Genomic DNA, 14,463 nt, shown 5'->3' on the forward strand with positions numbered 1-14,463 from the left:
TACAGAGTCTGTGCATTACGCTTGGCGTAATGATTATCTTCTGGTTTGTTTTAATCTCGCTATTCTGGGTGGTGATATTTTAAACCCATCCCGTGCTATCACGGCGACGCGGCCGCCGCTGCAGATATAACAGTTACAGGAAACTATGATTTTTTTATAACTGATATATGATAATGGGACGTTATCGTACGGGGACGGCCGCAATGAAAAAGTATCAACAGTTGGCGCAGCAACTGACCGAGCAGATCGCCCTTGGCGTCTGGTTGCCTGGCGATCGGCTGCCGTCGCTGCGCGAGCAGGTGATCAGCAGCGGCATGAGCTTTATGACCGTCAGCCATGCCTATCAGCTGCTGGAAAGCCAGGGGCGCATCGTCGCCCGTCCGCAGTCGGGTTATTATGTTGCCCCCCAGCCGGTGAAGCTCCGCCAGCCGGCGCCGCCTGCCCAGGTCACTCGCGATGAAGCCGTCGATATCAATACCTATATCTTTGAGGTGCTCCAGGCCAGCCGCCAGGCGTCGATGCTGCCCTTTGCCTCGGCCTTTCCGGACCCGCGTCTCTTCCCGCTGCAGCAGCTCAACCGCTCGCTGGCGCAGGTGAGTAAAACCGCCACCGCCATGAGCGTCATTGAGAATCTGCCGCCGGGCAATGCAGAACTTCGGCATGCCATTGCCCGTCGCTATGCCCTGCAGGGGATGAACGTCTCGCCGGACGAGATCGTCATCACCGCCGGGGCGCTGGAGGCGCTTAACCTCAGCCTGCAGGCGGTGACCGAGCCGGGAGACTGGGTAGTGGTGGAAAACCCCTGCTTCTACGGCGCCCTGCAGGCGCTGGAGAGGCTGCGTTTGAAAGCATTGTCGGTAGCCACTGACGTCAGGGAAGGCATTGATCTGACGGCGCTGGAGGCGGCCCTGCAAAACTATCCGGTGAAGGCCTGTTGGCTGATGACCAACGGCCAGAATCCGCTCGGCTTCACCCTCAGAGCTGAAAAAAAAGCGGCGCTGGTGGCGCTGCTGGCGCGCTATAACGTGATGTTGATCGAAGATGATGTCTATAGCGAGCTCTATTTTGGCCGCGAAAAGCCGTTACCGGCGAAGTTCTGGGATCGCCAGGAGATGACGCTGCACTGCAGCTCGTTCTCAAAATGTCTGGTACCCGGCTTTCGTATCGGCTGGGTGGCGGCCGGCAAACAGGCGCGGCGGATCCAGCAGCTCCAGCTGATGAGTACGCTTTCCACCAGTTCGCCGATGCAGTTAGCCCTGGTGGATTACCTGTCCACCAAGCGCTATGACGCCCACCTGCGCCGTCTACGTCGTCAGCTGGCGGAGCGTAAACAGCAGGCCTGGCAGGCGCTGCTGCGCCATCTGCCGCCGGAGGTCATCGTCCACCACAGCGACAGCGGCTACTTTCTGTGGATCGAACTACCGGAAGGGGCCGACGCTAGCGCACTTAGCGCCCGGGCGCTGGCGTCGCACATCAGTATTGCCCCAGGGAAAATGTTCTCCACCTCCGACAGCTGGACCTCGTTTTTCCGTTTTAATACCGCCTGGGGCTGGGGGGAACGCGAAGAGCAGGGGGTGAAGCGCCTGGGGGAGCTTATTCGCGAACTGCTTGCCTGACCCTGTCGTTTATTTTTCTCATCATAAACATTCTGCGAAAATAAGCGAAAGAGGATTTTTATCGAGGCCGGTCATTATTTTACCGGCGCTCACCATAGGAAATATGCATACCCCTCCTCATTCCCTAACTCGTTGTCTATAATCCATAAAGTCCTGCTTGTGTTGGCGATTTTTACGTAATGCGTCCCGGGTCACAACCTGAATAAATTCCCCTGGGGGCGTTAATCCGCTGACTACCCTTATTTCAGGAGATATTTTTACGGCACGGCTGCCGCTAATTCCTTTGTGACAGGAGTAACACCTGATGAGCAAAAAAATTGCCCGTTGCAGCCTTTATGTGCTGGGTATGGCTTGTTTGACCGTTCAGGCGGCAGAGCCGCTCACCTCGCTGGATAAACCGGAAGGGCGGCTCGATATTATTGCCTGGCCGGGATATATCGAACGCGGTCAGACCGACAAACAGTACGACTGGGTGAGTCAGTTCGAAAAGGACACCGGTTGCCAGGTTAATGTCAAAACCGCTGCCACCTCTGACGAGATGGTCAGTCTGATGGCCAAAGGCGGCTACGATCTGGTCACCGCCTCGGGTGATGCTTCGCTGCGCCTGATCATGGGCAAACGCGTGCAGCCGATCAACACGGCGCTGATTGCCGGCTGGGGCTCCCTTGATCCGCGTATTGCGAAGGGGGCGTGGTTTAACGTCGGCGGTAAAGTCTATGGCACGCCGTATCAGTGGGGGCCGAACCTGCTGATGTACAACACCCGCGTATTCCCGACGCCGCCGGACAGCTGGCGCGTGGTGTTCGTCAAGCAGGATCTACCGGATGGTAAAACCAACCAGGGGCGGGTGCAGGCCTATGATGGCCCGATCTATATCGCCGACGCCGCGCTGTTTGTCAAAGCCACCCAGCCGCAGCTGGGGATCGAAGACCCCTATCAACTGACCGAAACCCAGTACAACGCGGTGCTGAAAGTCCTGCGCGACCAGCAACCGCTGATCCATCGCTACTGGCATGACGCCACCGTACAGATGAACGACTTCAAAAACGAAGGGGTAGCCGCCTCCAGTTCGTGGCCCTATCAAGCCAACGGCCTGAAGGCGGAAGGCCAGCCGGTCGCCACCGTGTTCCCGAAGGAGGGGGTAACCGGCTGGGCGGATACCACCATGCTGCACAGCGAGGCGAAGCACCCGGTCTGCGCCTATAAATGGATGAACTGGTCGCTCACGCCGAAGGTGCAGGGCGATGTGGCGGCCTGGTTCGGTTCGCTGCCGGTGGTGCCTGAGGGCTGTAAAGCCAGCGCGCTGCTCGGTGATAAAGGCTGTGAGACCAACGGCTATGAGCAGTTTAACCGCATTCACTTCTGGAAAACGCCGGTTGCGGAAGGCGGGAAATACGTGCCCTATAGCCGCTGGACTCAGGACTATATTGCGATAATGGGCGGCCGCTAAGGATCGGAGGCAAACAATGACGTACGCGGTCGAGTTCCAGAATGTATCGCGCCTGTATGGCGATGTGCGGGCGGTGGATGGGGTTAGCATTGGCATACGCGATGGAGAATTTTTCTCGATGCTGGGTCCGTCCGGCTCGGGTAAAACCACCTGCCTGCGGCTGATTGCCGGTTTTGAGCAGCTCTCCGGCGGAACCATCCATATCTTTGGTCAGCCGGCCAGCGAACTGCCGCCCTGGCAGCGGGATGTGAATACCGTGTTCCAGGACTACGCGCTATTTCCCCACATGTCGATCCTTGACAACGTCGCTTACGGCCTGATGGTCAAAGGCATGGCGAAGAAAGCGCGCCATGCCCGCGCCCAGGAGGCGCTGGAGAAGGTGGCCCTTGGCTTTGCTCATCATCGCAAGCCCTCCCAGCTCTCCGGCGGCCAGCGGCAGCGGGTCGCGATTGCCCGGGCGCTGGTGAACCAGCCGCGGGTGCTGCTGCTCGATGAGCCGCTGGGCGCCCTGGATTTGAAACTACGCGAGCAGATGCAGGTGGAGCTGAAAAAGCTGCAGCAGTCGCTGGGGATCACCTTCATCTTCGTGACCCACGACCAGAGCGAAGCGCTGTCGATGTCGGATCGCGTGGCGGTGTTTAACAACGGGCGCATTGAGCAGGTGGATGCCCCGCAGGATCTCTATCTGCACCCCAGGACCGCGTTTGTGGCCGGTTTTGTCGGCACCGCCAACGTTTTTGCAGCCGAGGCGGCCCGACGATTGTGCGGGATGGCGGGCAGCTGGTCGCTGCGTCCGGAGCATGTTCGCCTGCAGGGCGGCGGCGAGGTGCAGGTGCAGGGCGTGGTGCAGGCGGTGCAGTATCAGGGGGCGGCGACGCGGATCGAGCTCCGCCTCGCGGATGGCGACAAACTGCTGGTCAGCCAGGCCAACATCGATGGCGCGGCGGCGGCCAGCGTTCCGCGAACCGGGGAAATAGTACAGGCGTCATGGTCGCGCTCGGCGATGACCCCGCTGGAAAGCGGAGGCTGAGATGACCATGGCAATAATTCCTGCGCAGACCGGGCGCATATCGGGGATCTTCTGGCGCCGACCGGCGCTGGGCCTGTTTTTACTGCTGCTCGGGCCGCTGATGTGGTTTGGCATCGTCTATCTGGGATCGCTGCTGACCCTGCTGTGGCAGAGCATTTATACCTTTGACGACTTCACCATGTCGGTGACCAGCGACTTCACGCTGGCTAACCTGCGGGCGCTGTTCAACCCTGCCAACTACGACATTATTGTGCGGACCCTGGTGATGGCGCTGTGCGTCACGCTGGCCAGCGCGCTGCTGGCGCTGCCGATGGCCTGGTATATGGCGCGCTACACCAGCGGAAAAATGAAGGCCTTCTTTTATATCGCGGTCATGCTGCCAATGTGGGCCAGCTATATCGTCAAAGCCTATGCGTGGGTGCTGCTGCTGGCGAAAGATGGCGTGGCGCAGTGGTTCCTCGGTCATCTTGGACTGGAGGGGGCGCTGAACGCGCTGTTGAGCGTCCCGGCGGTCGGTGGCAATACCTTGTCCACCTCCGGCCTTGGACGCTTTCTGGTGTTCGTCTACATCTGGCTGCCGTTTATGATCCTGCCGGTGCAGGCGGCGCTGGAGCGTATTCCGGGATCGTTGCTACAGGCCTCGGCCGATCTCGGCGCGGCCCCGCGGCAGACCTTTCGCTACGTGGTGCTGCCGCTGGCCATTCCCGGCATCGCCGCTGGGTCGATCTTCACCTTTTCGCTGACGCTAGGCGACTTTATCGTGCCGCAGCTGGTGGGCCCGCCGGGATACTTTATCGGCAATATGGTTTACTCGCAGCAGGGGGCGATCGGCAATATGCCGATGGCGGCGGCGTTTACCCTGGTGCCTATCGTCTTGATTGCCCTCTATCTGGCGTTCGTGAAACGTCTGGGAGCCTTCGATGCACTCTGAACGCGCGCCCTGGTATCTGCGACTGGCGACCTGGGGCGGGGTGATATTCCTCCACTTTCCGCTGCTGATTATCGCCATCTATGCTTTTAATACGGAAGATGCAGCCTTTAGCTTTCCGCCGCAGGTGCTGACGCTGCGCTGGTTCAGCGAGGCGGCCGGGCGCAGCGACATTCTGCAGGCAGTGACACTGTCACTTAAGATCGCCGCCCTGTCGACCGCCATTGCCTTAGTGCTTGGCACGCTGGCTGCAGGAGCCCTGTGGCGCAGCGCCTTTTTTGGCAAAAATGCGGTGTCGCTACTGCTGCTGCTGCCTATCGCCCTGCCGGGGATCATTACCGGCCTGGCACTCCTGACGGCGTTCAAAGCGGTCGGCCTTGAGCCTGGCCTGCTGACGATCGTGGTGGGGCACGCGACCTTCTGCGTGGTGGTGGTGTTTAACAACGTCATCGCCCGTTTCCGCCGGACTTCGTGGAGTATGGTGGAAGCCTCGATGGATTTAGGCGCTACCGGTTGGCAGACCTTTCGTTACGTAGTGCTGCCCAATCTGGGGTCGGCGCTGCTGGCGGGGGGAATGCTGGCATTCGCTCTGTCGTTTGATGAAATTATCGTTACCACTTTTACCGCGGGGCATGAACGCACCTTGCCGCTGTGGTTGCTGAATCAGCTGGGGCGGCCGCGAGATGTGCCCGTCACCAACGTTGTCGCGCTGTTGGTGATGCTGGTAACGACGATACCAATCTTAGGGGCCTGGTGGCTCACCCGCGACGGCGATAACGACGCCGGAAACGGGAAATAAAACCATGAAACAGGATAATGCTATGCAACACAATCTATTGATAAACGGTAAGTTAGTGGCAGGTGAAGGCGAGAAGGTTCCGGTATATAACCCTGCAACCGGCGAAGTGATCCTGGAGATTGCCGAAGCGACAGCGGCCCAGGTCGATGCCGCCGTTGAGGCGGCGGACCGGGCATTCGATGCCTGGAGTCAGACGACGCCGAAGACGCGTGCGGAATGTCTCCTGAAGCTGGCGGACGCCATCTCGGCGCAGGCTGAAACCCTGGCGCAGCTGGAGTCGCTGAACTGCGGCAAGCCGCTGCACTGCGTGATTAATGATGAAATGCCGGCCATCGTCGACGTCTTCCGCTTCTTCGCCGGCGCCGCTCGCTGCCTGCCGGGGATGGCGGCCGGAGAGTATCTCGAAGGGCATACCTCAATGATCCGCCGCGATCCGGTGGGCGTGGTGGCCTCCATCGCGCCGTGGAACTATCCGCTGATGATGGCGGCCTGGAAGCTGGCCCCGGCGCTGGCGGCGGGCAACTGCGTAGTGATAAAACCCTCGGAGATCACCCCGCTGACGGCGCTGAAGCTGGCGGAGCTGGCAAAAGATATCTTCCCGGAGGGGGTTATCAACGTGCTGTTTGGCCGCGGTAAAACGGTGGGCGACCCCTTGACCGCCCACGTTAAAGTGCGAATGGTCTCCCTGACCGGATCGATTGCCACCGGAGCCCATATCATTGGCCATACCGCCTCGTCGATTAAACGCACCCACATGGAGCTGGGCGGTAAGGCGCCAGTGATCGTTTTTGACGATGCGGACATCGATGCGGTGGTGGATGGGGTGCGGACCTTCGGTTTTTACAACGCCGGCCAGGACTGCACGGCCGCCTGCCGGATCTACGCCCAGCAGGGTATCTATGACCAGCTGGTGGAGAAACTTGGGGCGGCGGTGGCCAGCCTGAAAATGGGGGCGCCGGAGGACGCTGCCACCGAACTGGGTCCGCTGAGCTCGCTGGCCCATCTTGAGCGCGTTAGCGCGGCGGTGGAAGCCGCAAGGGCGCTGCCGCACATTAAGGTGGTCACCGGCGGCAGTCGGGCTGACGGCGCGGGCTATTACTTCCAGCCGACGCTGCTCGCCGGCGCCCGGCAGGAAGACGCTATTGTCCAGCGCGAAGTGTTTGGTCCGGTAGTCAGCGTGACGCCTTTCAGCGATGAAGCGCAGGCCCTGAGCTGGGCGAATGACTCTCAGTATGGCCTGGCCTCCTCGGTATGGACGAAAGATGTCGGTCGCGCCCATCGTCTTAGCGCCAGGCTGCAGTACGGCTGCACCTGGGTCAATACCCACTTTATGCTGGTCAGCGAAATGCCGCACGGTGGCCAGAAGCTGTCAGGCTACGGCAAGGACATGTCGATGTATGGCCTTGAGGATTATACCGTGGTCCGCCATGTGATGGTTAAGCATAGCTAAAGGATTGATCATTTAGCGCCAGGCGACTATTGCGCGATGGGTGTGTTAGGCCGCTAATAGTCACAATGGCAAAAATTGTCAAAACTCAACCCAGGGGATATGAGATTATTCTGATGCCCCTTCAAGAGCTAAGCCATCATGAGTGCCGGAGATAAGCGCCGGATGGGGTCCGCCAGTCACCCTGGGCGCACAGCGCCCGGCGGGTGGGGCGGCAACATCGCGGTTCGCGACCGAATTGCGGCCCCTGTCTGTCGGCAGGGGCTTTTTTGTGCTCGCAGAAGAGCGAAGAGATGAGCCGGCCAGTCGCGCCGGGGTAACAAGAATACCGCTTTAATTACTTTCAGCGCTTGGTTTTTTTGCTGGGCAGGCTGGCGCTGCGCCGGTCACGAATGTAGGAAATAAGATTATACACCGCCGCGACCAGCAGGATTAGCGCGATGACCAGCGTGATGATTCCGGACATATCCACCTCGAAATTCACAGCGCGAACTGCGCTAAAGCATTACCAATGGTTATGAATGTAAGTATTATCTGACGCGAAGGCAAATGATATTTGTTGTCATTTAGCGCTATTTCTGGCTCTTATCCGTGATGACGGAGATGAAGAGGTTATGTTACAACGGCTTGCCATCGCCATTTATCTTCTTACGATGACGGCCCGCGCGATATATTGCGCCTGTGGCGAAGGCGGCGATCCTTTTCCCCTTGCCGACGGCGAAATATTTTCCTTATTAGCGAAATTAACTCCCCTGAACAGAAAGTATTTCACGGCTAGAGATAAGCTTTTAATATTTACGGTTATCGCATGATATTTGTTCTGAATATTTTATAGCCCTGAGGCAGAGGCAAATACCGGATGCCGCCCGGTAGCGCGCCCCGGGTTTGACTTTCCGCCGCCGCTCATGCGATCATTTAGGGCATATTAGGTTTTGACGTTGATGTCGCTGTGAAAATTTTTGCTTTTATTCTGCTGGCTATCGGCGCTGTGGCGCTGAGCTATGGTAATGCCCCGGCGAAACGAATCCAAAGCTGTGAGATGATGGGCGTAGGGCAGGCCGTCTGCGCCGCCGCCGAATGGGATAGTGAAAAAGTCAATGTACTGCCGCGCTATAACCCCAGACTTAATAAGGTAATAGCTGCCGCGCAGTTAGCCCCCGCCGCCCGACAGCAAGATAACAACTCTGTTGTTCGCGCGTAAAAAAGCAGCCTCCAGGGCTGCTTTTTTAGGTTTCGTTGCTGAATTAAATGATTAAAACCAGCCAAATCTTACGGACAGTAGGCTGATAAGCGCGAACGCGGCGCAGACATTAATCATAACGACGGTTTTACTGGAGACATCCATAGCGCCACCCTAATGAGTAAGTCCTAAAGGTATAGTACGGCGCCAGCGGTTGCGCTATCAGATTAAGACGAATCAGGCTTTATTCTGAATATTCAGCCCGTTTCTGATTTTGTTATACAGGTATCTCTGAATCACGACGTCATGGCAGATAATCATCCCACCATGGAACGCCCCTCAGGGAAGGAAAAAGTAAGAATGACGTTATATCAAAAAATGTTGGTGTTTTACGCCATTATGGGCGTGATATGCGCCGTGATCAGCTGGTTTTTAACCAAAGAGAGCCGGATGATCCGCCTGCTGGCGGCCCTGCTGATCGGCGCCACCTGGCCGTTCAGCTTCCCGATGGCGTTGCTCGTCTCGCTGTTTTAACCCTCAGGCGCTAGACGGCAGAAAGGGGTAGCACAAAGGATAAGGTTACTGTATAAAAAAACAGTAACCTTATCATGGAGGCATACAGGTGAACGGTTTTTATTCGTCCGTCGCTGGCGCCACGCTGCGCTGGCACGATTTCCCGGGAGATGGCCTTCCGGTGGTGTTTATCCACGGCCTTGGCTGCGCGTCATCCTACGATTATCCCCGCATTGCCAGCGATCCCGCGCTCCGCGAACGGCGCAAAATACTCATCGATCTGCCGGGCTTCGGCTATAGCGATAAACCGCGCGTGTTTAGTTACAACATACATGAGCAGGCTTTAGTTTTGGAGCAGTTCCTCAGCCACCTGCGCCTGCAGCGCTTCGCGCTGTTCGGGCATAGCATGGGAGGGAGCATCGCCATCGAAGCGGCGGGGCTACTGGGCGAGCGGGTGACCACGCTGCTGGTCTCGGAACCTAATCTGTTCGCCGGCGGCGGCGAGTACAGCAGGCGCATTGCGGCGCAGTCAGAGTCAGCCTTTGTCGCTGACGGCTATGCCAGGCTGCTGGCGGAGGAGCGCTCGCCGTGGGCGGGTTGTTTACAAAACAGCGCCCCCTGGGCCGTCTGGCGGGCCGCCTGCAGCCTGATACGCGGCAGCGACACGCCCTGGTTTACCCAGCTATGCCAGCTGCGCTGCCAGAAAATGCTGATCGTCGGAGAACGGTCGCTCCCTTATGCGGATAGCGACCTCGTTCAGGCACAAGGGATCCCGGTCGGCATCGTGCCCCATGCCGGACACTCGATGGCGTGGGAAAATCCGCAGGGGCTGGCGCAGCTTATCGCCAGCCATAGTTAAGAGGCGCTGGGCCTCAGAAGGGAAGCTCGCGGGACTGGGTCTGGATCGTTATCCAGCGCAGCTCGGTGAATTCCGCGATCCCGGCCCGCCCGCCAAAGCGGCCATAGCCGGAGGCTTTGCAGCCGCCAAACGGCATTTGCGCCTCATCATGCACCGTTGGGCCATTGATATGGCAAATCCCGGTATGCAGACGTTGCGCTACGTTCCACGCTCTGGCGCTGTCGCGGCTGTAGACCGCAGCGGAAAGACCATACTCGCTGTCGTTGGCCACCGCCAGCGCCTCCTCTTCGCTATGAACGCGAATAATCGCTTTCACCGGACCGAAGGACTCTTCACGCCACAGCCGCATCTCGCGGGTCACGCCGTCCAGCAGGGTCGGGCTCATATGGGTATCGTTGGCTTTACCACCGGTCAGCAGGCGAGCGCCTTTCGCTAACGCATCGTCAATGAGCGCGTTGCAGCGGGCGATGGTGTTCATATCGACAACCGGGCCCGTGAGGGCGGCAGGCAGGGCGGCGGCGCGCTTGGCCAGCAGCGGGATAAACGCCTCCGCTACGGCATTGTCGACAATAATGCGCTCGGTGGACATGCAGATCTGCCCGGCGTTGGCGAAGGCGCCAAAAACAGCGCCCGCCGCCGCTTGCTCAATATCAGCATCGTCCAGCACCAGCAGGGGCGCTTTTCCACCGAGCTCGAGCACCGCTGGTTTCAGATACTGTCCGCAGGTGCGGGCGATAATGCGTCCCACCGGTGTGGAGCCGGTAAAGTTAACGCGCCGCACCGCCGGGTGGGCGATCAGCGATTCCACCAGCGCCGGCGCATCTTCAGGCGCACAGGTAAGATAGTTCACCACGCCCGGCGGGAAGCCCGCCGCGTCAAGGGCGTCGATAATCAGTCCCTGAGTGGCGGGGGAAAGTTCGGCGCCTTTAAGGATCACCGTGTTGCCACAGGCCAGCGGCGTCGCCAGGGCCCGGGTGGCCAGAATCAGCGGCGCGTTCCACGGCGCCATGCCCAGCACCACTCCCGCCCCCTGGCGGACGCCCATCGCCAGGTTACCCGGCACGTTGGACGGAATTATTTGCCCTTCAATCTGGGTGGTCAGCGCCGCCGCTTCACGCAGAATATCTGCCGCCAGATGAACGTTAAATCCGGCCCAGTGCGCGGTCGCGCCGGTCTCCGCCGCCATGGCGGCGATAAATTTCGCCTCCCGCAACAGCATCTGTTCCGCCGCCTCGAGCAGTAAGCGACGTCGTTCCGCCGGCGCAGTATCGCGCCACAGCGGAAAGGCGCAGGCCGCGGCTTCGACGCAGCGTTTGCCGTCGGCGAGGCTGGCGGCAGCGGCCACCGAGGCTGCCTCATCGTGGGCCGGGTGGCGTCGGGTAAAGGTGCGGCGGCCTTCGGCATCGTGCCACTGGCCGTTAATGTACAGATTGCAGGTGATTGTCATGGTGGAAACCTCTTGTTCTGCGGTTCCCCCAGTGTACCGGGCGGCACTGACGGGAAGCGTGAGCCGGGCGGTTATCGCACATTTTTTTGCAGGAATTTTGTGTGGCTCACATCATCCCGAAGCCCTCTGGCGTAAAAAGCAGCGCAACGTCGATTAAACCAGCAAATTCCACGCGTTTTGCATAAGGTGATAGCCATTGATTATTTGCCGCCGTCAGGCGGCTGTGCTGTTATTACTGTTCTTATAATCAATAATCAGGACTTATAACCATGTCTACAGGGAAAACCACGCTGGCGCTGCTGCTGAGCGCACTGCTGCCGGCCGGCGCCGCCTGGGCCGCAGGCAATGACACTCTGGTCTACTGCTCAGAAGCCTCTCCGGAGTCCTTCAATCCGCAGATCGCCAGCTCCGGTCCGTCGTTCGTCGCCAGCTCGCAGGTACTGTATAACCGTCTGGTGAGCTTTGACCCGGTGAAAAATACGCCGATCCCGTCGCTGGCCACCGAGTGGCACGTCTCTGAGGATGGCAAAACCTGGACCTTTACTCTGCGTCAGGGGGTGAAGTTCAACAGCAACAAATTCTTCAAACCGACCCGCGATTTTAACGCCGACGACGTCCTGTTCTCCGTGCTGCGCCAGATGGATCCTCAGCATCCTTATCATAAGGTGTCGCAGGGGAACTATGAATACTTCCACGACGTGGGCCTCGATAAGCTGATTAAATCGGTGAAAAAGGTGGATGATTACCATGTGCAGTTCGAGCTCAACGAGCCGAACGCGGCGTTTCTTGCCGACTGGGGCATGGACTTCGCCTCTATTCTGTCGGCAGAGTATGGTGAGGCGATGCTGAAGAAAGGAACGCCGGAAAACGTTGATAACTGGCCTGTCGGTACCGGGCCGTATGCGCTGCAGCAGTATAAAGTGGATTCGCAAATCCGCTATATTGCCAATCCCCACTACTGGGAAGGCGAGGTACCGACCAAGCACTTAATCTTCTCCATTACGCCGAACGTCGAGACTCGTCTGGCGAAACTGCAGACCAACGAGTGCCAGATTATTCCCGCGCCGTCGCCGGTACAGTTCCCGGTGATTAAGGGCAATAAAGATCTGGCGCTGCATGCGGTTGAGGCGCTGAACGTCGGCTATCTGGCGTTTAACACCGAGAAAAAACCGTTTGATAATGTGCTGGTGCGCCAGGCGTTAAACTACGCTACCGACAAGCAGGCGATCGTCAAGGCGGTATTCCTCGATTCCGGCAGCGTGGCGAAATCACCGATCCCGTCGACGATGCTCGGGTATAAGAAAGATCTCCCGGACTACGATTACGATCCGCAGAAAGCCAAAGCGCTGCTCAAGCAGGCGGGTCTGGAGCAAGGCGCGGAAGTGACCCTGTGGTCAATGCCGGTCCAGCGCCCCTACAACCCAAACTCAAAACGCATTGCCGAAATGATCCAAAACGACTGGGCGAAAGTGGGGGTGAAAGCCAAAATTGTCAGCTATGAATGGGGCGAATACCTTGCCGGTATGCGTAAAGGGGAGCACGACAGCGCCCTGTATGGCTGGATGTCGGACAACGGCGATCCGGACAACTTTGCTGGCACATTGCTCAGCTGTGATAATATCCAGACTGGCTCCAACGCCGCCCGCTGGTGTGACAAATCCTATGACGCGCTGGTAAAGAAAGCGCTGTTGGTGAGCGATCCGCAGGCGCGGGCCAAACTCTACGAACAGGCGCAGGAGATTTTTTATCAGCAGGCGCCATGGATCACCCTGGCGACCGGGAAAACCTTCTATGCGACGCGCAGCAACGTCAGTGGCTACACCGTCAGCATGATGGGGAGCGATTTTTCCAAAGCGAAGCTGAATTAAGCGAAAGGAGAACAGGATGGCACATCTGGATGAGGTTATCGTCAAAGTCGATGACACCCTGGCCGAGGGCGTTATCGCGCATATGAATGAGCTGCTAATCGCCCTGAGTGATGATGCGCAACTCAGTCGTGAGGAACGCTATATCCAACAGCAGCGTCTGCGCACCGCCATCGCCCATCATGGGCGACAGCATCAGGAAGAGCAGGACGCGCGCCGCGAGCAGTTGACCAAAGGCGGCGCGATCCTCTGAAGATGCGCTCAGAACTGGCGTCTGGCCACCAGCCAGGCGCCCACCACCAGCATCACCGCCCCGCATAACGGTCCGATCAGCGCCCGCACCGGCACGCCGTGGGCGCGAACTAAATCCATGATCAACCCGCCCACCAGCTGGCTGGCCACCAGTACCGCAATGGTCGTCGCCGCGCCAACGTTTTGATAACCGCTGATGCTGGCGAAGACGAAAAAGGACCCCAGCAGGCCGGGGATCAGCGTCCACCATTTCACGCTCAGGGCCAGCTCCTGAAAGCCGGCGACGCCCTGGCGCAGCAGTAACATCGTCACGAAGATAACGATCCCGACCAGCGAATTGAGCAGCATAGCGATAAGGATCGTCGACGCCGACTGGGTGATGCGCACCATCAGAGTGTTCTGCACTACCAGGCCAACGCCGGCGGCGATCAGGCAGGCGAGAGTGAGCGACGCGTTCATGCTTTGCCGTCCGGGTCCTGACGCGCATCCAGCTGCAGCTGCATAAAGGTCAGATCCAGCCAGCGGCCAAATTTGGTGCCCACCTGCGGCATCTGCCCGGTGGTGATAAAGCCCAGCGTTTCATGCAGATGCAGCGAAGCGTGATTCTGCGACTCGATGCCGGCGACCATCACATGTTTATTCAGCCGTCGCGCTTCGGCGATCAAGGCGACCAGCAGCTTGCGGCCCAGCCCTTTCCCCTGATGTTCGGGATGAACGTACACCGAATGCTCCACGGTATGGCGAAAGCCGTCAAACGCCCGCCAGTCGCCAAACGAGGAATAACCGGTAATGACGCCGTCTTCCTCGCTCACCAGTACCGGAAATCCAGCCAGCTGGCGGGCTTCAAACCAGGCGATGCGGTTGTCGGTATCCACAGTTTTATCATTCCAGATGGCGGCGGTATGGACGACGGCATGGTTATAGATCTCGGCGATCGCCGCGCAGTCGTCTTTAATGGCAGGGCGAATGGACATAGCAAACCTCAATTTTTCGTACACTATAGTAGTACAATATTATTACAATAATGAACGCCACGCTGTCATCCGTTTTCAGCATAATTTTAACGGCTAACCCGGG

General features: G+C 58.6%; 17 protein-coding genes. 12 read left to right on the forward strand and 5 right to left on the reverse strand.

From position 1 onward, the window contains the following. Positions 1 to 203: 203 nt before the first annotated feature. The 6 genes from KHQ23_RS17395 to patD all read left to right on the forward strand — a co-directional run bounded on the left by KHQ23_RS17395 (position 204) and on the right by patD (position 7,273). Entirely contained in the window at positions 204 to 1,616 is a 1,413-nt protein-coding gene (locus KHQ23_RS17395; protein ID WP_032417452.1) for a PLP-dependent aminotransferase family protein, read from the forward strand. Positions 1,617 to 1,920: 304 nt separating this feature from the next. Further along, positions 1,921 to 3,066, forward strand: coding sequence for a putative ABC transporter substrate-binding protein YdcS (ydcS, locus tag KHQ23_RS17400; protein ID WP_002907384.1), 1,146 nt, complete (start codon positions 1,921 to 1,923; stop codon positions 3,064 to 3,066). A 16-nt stretch (positions 3,067 to 3,082) separates the two neighbouring features. Then, complete coding sequence (locus KHQ23_RS17405; RefSeq protein ID WP_004184243.1) at positions 3,083 to 4,096, forward strand: ABC transporter ATP-binding protein; 1,014 nt, start codon at positions 3,083 to 3,085, stop codon at positions 4,094 to 4,096. 1 nt (position 4,097) lies between these two features. Then, on the forward strand, positions 4,098 to 5,027 hold the full coding sequence (locus KHQ23_RS17410) for an ABC transporter permease (RefSeq protein ID WP_004189770.1): 930 nt from the start codon (positions 4,098 to 4,100) through the stop codon (positions 5,025 to 5,027). Then, positions 5,017 to 5,823, forward strand: a complete 807-nt coding sequence (locus tag KHQ23_RS17415; protein ID WP_015958503.1) for an ABC transporter permease — start codon at positions 5,017 to 5,019, stop codon at positions 5,821 to 5,823. The genes KHQ23_RS17410 and KHQ23_RS17415 overlap by 11 nt, the downstream gene beginning before the upstream one ends. Positions 5,824 to 5,845: 22 nt before the next feature. Beyond that, a complete protein-coding gene (gene patD, locus KHQ23_RS17420) occupies positions 5,846 to 7,273 on the forward strand; it encodes an aminobutyraldehyde dehydrogenase (protein ID WP_004151216.1) in 1,428 nt (475 codons plus the stop codon). A 340-nt stretch (positions 7,274 to 7,613) separates the two neighbouring features. Here the strand turns inward: patD and KHQ23_RS17425 are convergent, their stop codons facing one another. Then, the gene (locus tag KHQ23_RS17425; protein WP_004175940.1) at positions 7,614 to 7,736 is read right to left on the reverse strand and encodes a small membrane protein; all 123 of its coding nucleotides are present in this window, start codon (positions 7,734 to 7,736) and stop codon (positions 7,614 to 7,616) included. Positions 7,737 to 7,884: 148 nt separating this feature from the next. Between KHQ23_RS17425 and KHQ23_RS17430 the strand changes: the two genes are divergently transcribed. Together KHQ23_RS17430 and KHQ23_RS17435 are read left to right on the forward strand one after the other, a co-directional pair. After that, positions 7,885 to 8,082 carry a hypothetical protein gene (locus KHQ23_RS17430; RefSeq protein WP_004189776.1) on the forward strand — a complete coding sequence of 66 codons (198 nt, stop codon included), beginning with the start codon at positions 7,885 to 7,887 and terminating at the stop codon, positions 8,080 to 8,082. Positions 8,083 to 8,219: 137 nt separating this feature from the next. After that, positions 8,220 to 8,471: a hypothetical protein gene (locus tag KHQ23_RS17435; RefSeq protein ID WP_015958502.1), complete on the forward strand. Its 252-nt coding sequence runs from the start codon at positions 8,220 to 8,222 to the stop codon at positions 8,469 to 8,471. A 51-nt stretch (positions 8,472 to 8,522) separates the two neighbouring features. On the opposite strand, the gene yncL is transcribed toward KHQ23_RS17435, so the two are convergent. Then, positions 8,523 to 8,615, reverse strand: coding sequence for a stress response membrane protein YncL (gene yncL / locus KHQ23_RS17440; RefSeq protein ID WP_002906891.1), 93 nt, complete (start codon positions 8,613 to 8,615; stop codon positions 8,523 to 8,525). Positions 8,616 to 8,810: 195 nt separating this feature from the next. On the opposite strand from yncL, the gene KHQ23_RS17445 reads away from it, so the two are divergent. Together KHQ23_RS17445 and KHQ23_RS17450 are read left to right on the forward strand one after the other, a co-directional pair. Then, positions 8,811 to 8,984: a GhoT/OrtT family toxin gene (locus tag KHQ23_RS17445; RefSeq protein ID WP_002906888.1), complete on the forward strand. Its 174-nt coding sequence runs from the start codon at positions 8,811 to 8,813 to the stop codon at positions 8,982 to 8,984. An 88-nt stretch (positions 8,985 to 9,072) separates the two neighbouring features. Continuing rightward, entirely contained in the window at positions 9,073 to 9,822 is a 750-nt protein-coding gene (locus KHQ23_RS17450; RefSeq protein ID WP_015958500.1) for an alpha/beta fold hydrolase, read from the forward strand. A gap of 13 nt (positions 9,823 to 9,835) precedes the next feature. Here KHQ23_RS17450 and KHQ23_RS17455 read toward each other — a convergent pair whose 3' ends face one another. Continuing rightward, positions 9,836 to 11,269: an aldehyde dehydrogenase gene (locus KHQ23_RS17455; RefSeq protein WP_015958499.1), complete on the reverse strand. Its 1,434-nt coding sequence runs from the start codon at positions 11,267 to 11,269 to the stop codon at positions 9,836 to 9,838. Positions 11,270 to 11,538: 269 nt separating this feature from the next. On the opposite strand from KHQ23_RS17455, the gene KHQ23_RS17460 reads away from it, so the two are divergent. Beyond that, positions 11,539 to 13,137, forward strand: coding sequence for an ABC transporter substrate-binding protein (locus KHQ23_RS17460; protein ID WP_002906804.1), 1,599 nt, complete (start codon positions 11,539 to 11,541; stop codon positions 13,135 to 13,137). A gap of 16 nt (positions 13,138 to 13,153) precedes the next feature. Further along, positions 13,154 to 13,387, forward strand: coding sequence for a YdcY family protein (locus tag KHQ23_RS17465; RefSeq protein WP_002906801.1), 234 nt, complete (start codon positions 13,154 to 13,156; stop codon positions 13,385 to 13,387). Positions 13,388 to 13,395: 8 nt separating this feature from the next. Here the strand turns inward: KHQ23_RS17465 and KHQ23_RS17470 are convergent, their stop codons facing one another. Beyond that, a complete protein-coding gene (locus tag KHQ23_RS17470; protein ID WP_004180135.1) occupies positions 13,396 to 13,845 on the reverse strand; it encodes a DMT family transporter in 450 nt (149 codons plus the stop codon). After that, on the reverse strand, positions 13,842 to 14,360 hold the full coding sequence (locus tag KHQ23_RS17475; protein WP_002906796.1) for a GNAT family N-acetyltransferase: 519 nt from the start codon (positions 14,358 to 14,360) through the stop codon (positions 13,842 to 13,844). Before KHQ23_RS17475 ends, KHQ23_RS17470 begins: the two co-directional genes overlap by 4 nt. Positions 14,361 to 14,463 lie beyond the last annotated feature (103 nt).

It is taken from the genome of Klebsiella sp. 64, from assembly GCF_018223915.1.
Taxonomy (GTDB): Bacteria; Pseudomonadota; Gammaproteobacteria; order Enterobacterales; family Enterobacteriaceae; genus Klebsiella; species Klebsiella pneumoniae.

Coding starts and splice junctions, on each gene's coding strand:
- KHQ23_RS17395 (WP_032417452.1), top strand. CDS start 204: ATGAAAAAGTATCAACAGTTGGCGCAGCAACTGACCGAGCAGATCGCC.
- ydcS (WP_002907384.1), top strand. CDS start 1,921: ATGAGCAAAAAAATTGCCCGTTGCAGCCTTTATGTGCTGGGTATGGCT.
- KHQ23_RS17405 (WP_004184243.1), top strand. CDS start 3,083: ATGACGTACGCGGTCGAGTTCCAGAATGTATCGCGCCTGTATGGCGAT.
- KHQ23_RS17410 (WP_004189770.1), top strand. CDS start 4,098: ATGACCATGGCAATAATTCCTGCGCAGACCGGGCGCATATCGGGGATC.
- KHQ23_RS17415 (WP_015958503.1), top strand. CDS start 5,017: ATGCACTCTGAACGCGCGCCCTGGTATCTGCGACTGGCGACCTGGGGC.
- patD (WP_004151216.1), top strand. CDS start 5,846: ATGCAACACAATCTATTGATAAACGGTAAGTTAGTGGCAGGTGAAGGC.
- KHQ23_RS17425 (WP_004175940.1), bottom strand. CDS start 7,736: ATGTCCGGAATCATCACGCTGGTCATCGCGCTAATCCTGCTGGTCGCG.
- KHQ23_RS17430 (WP_004189776.1), top strand. CDS start 7,885: ATGTTACAACGGCTTGCCATCGCCATTTATCTTCTTACGATGACGGCC.
- yncL (WP_002906891.1), bottom strand. CDS start 8,615: ATGGATGTCTCCAGTAAAACCGTCGTTATGATTAATGTCTGCGCCGCG.
- KHQ23_RS17445 (WP_002906888.1), top strand. CDS start 8,811: ATGACGTTATATCAAAAAATGTTGGTGTTTTACGCCATTATGGGCGTG.
- KHQ23_RS17455 (WP_015958499.1), bottom strand. CDS start 11,269: ATGACAATCACCTGCAATCTGTACATTAACGGCCAGTGGCACGATGCC.
- KHQ23_RS17460 (WP_002906804.1), top strand. CDS start 11,539: ATGTCTACAGGGAAAACCACGCTGGCGCTGCTGCTGAGCGCACTGCTG.
- KHQ23_RS17465 (WP_002906801.1), top strand. CDS start 13,154: ATGGCACATCTGGATGAGGTTATCGTCAAAGTCGATGACACCCTGGCC.
- KHQ23_RS17470 (WP_004180135.1), bottom strand. CDS start 13,845: ATGAACGCGTCGCTCACTCTCGCCTGCCTGATCGCCGCCGGCGTTGGC.
- KHQ23_RS17475 (WP_002906796.1), bottom strand. CDS start 14,360: ATGTCCATTCGCCCTGCCATTAAAGACGACTGCGCGGCGATCGCCGAG.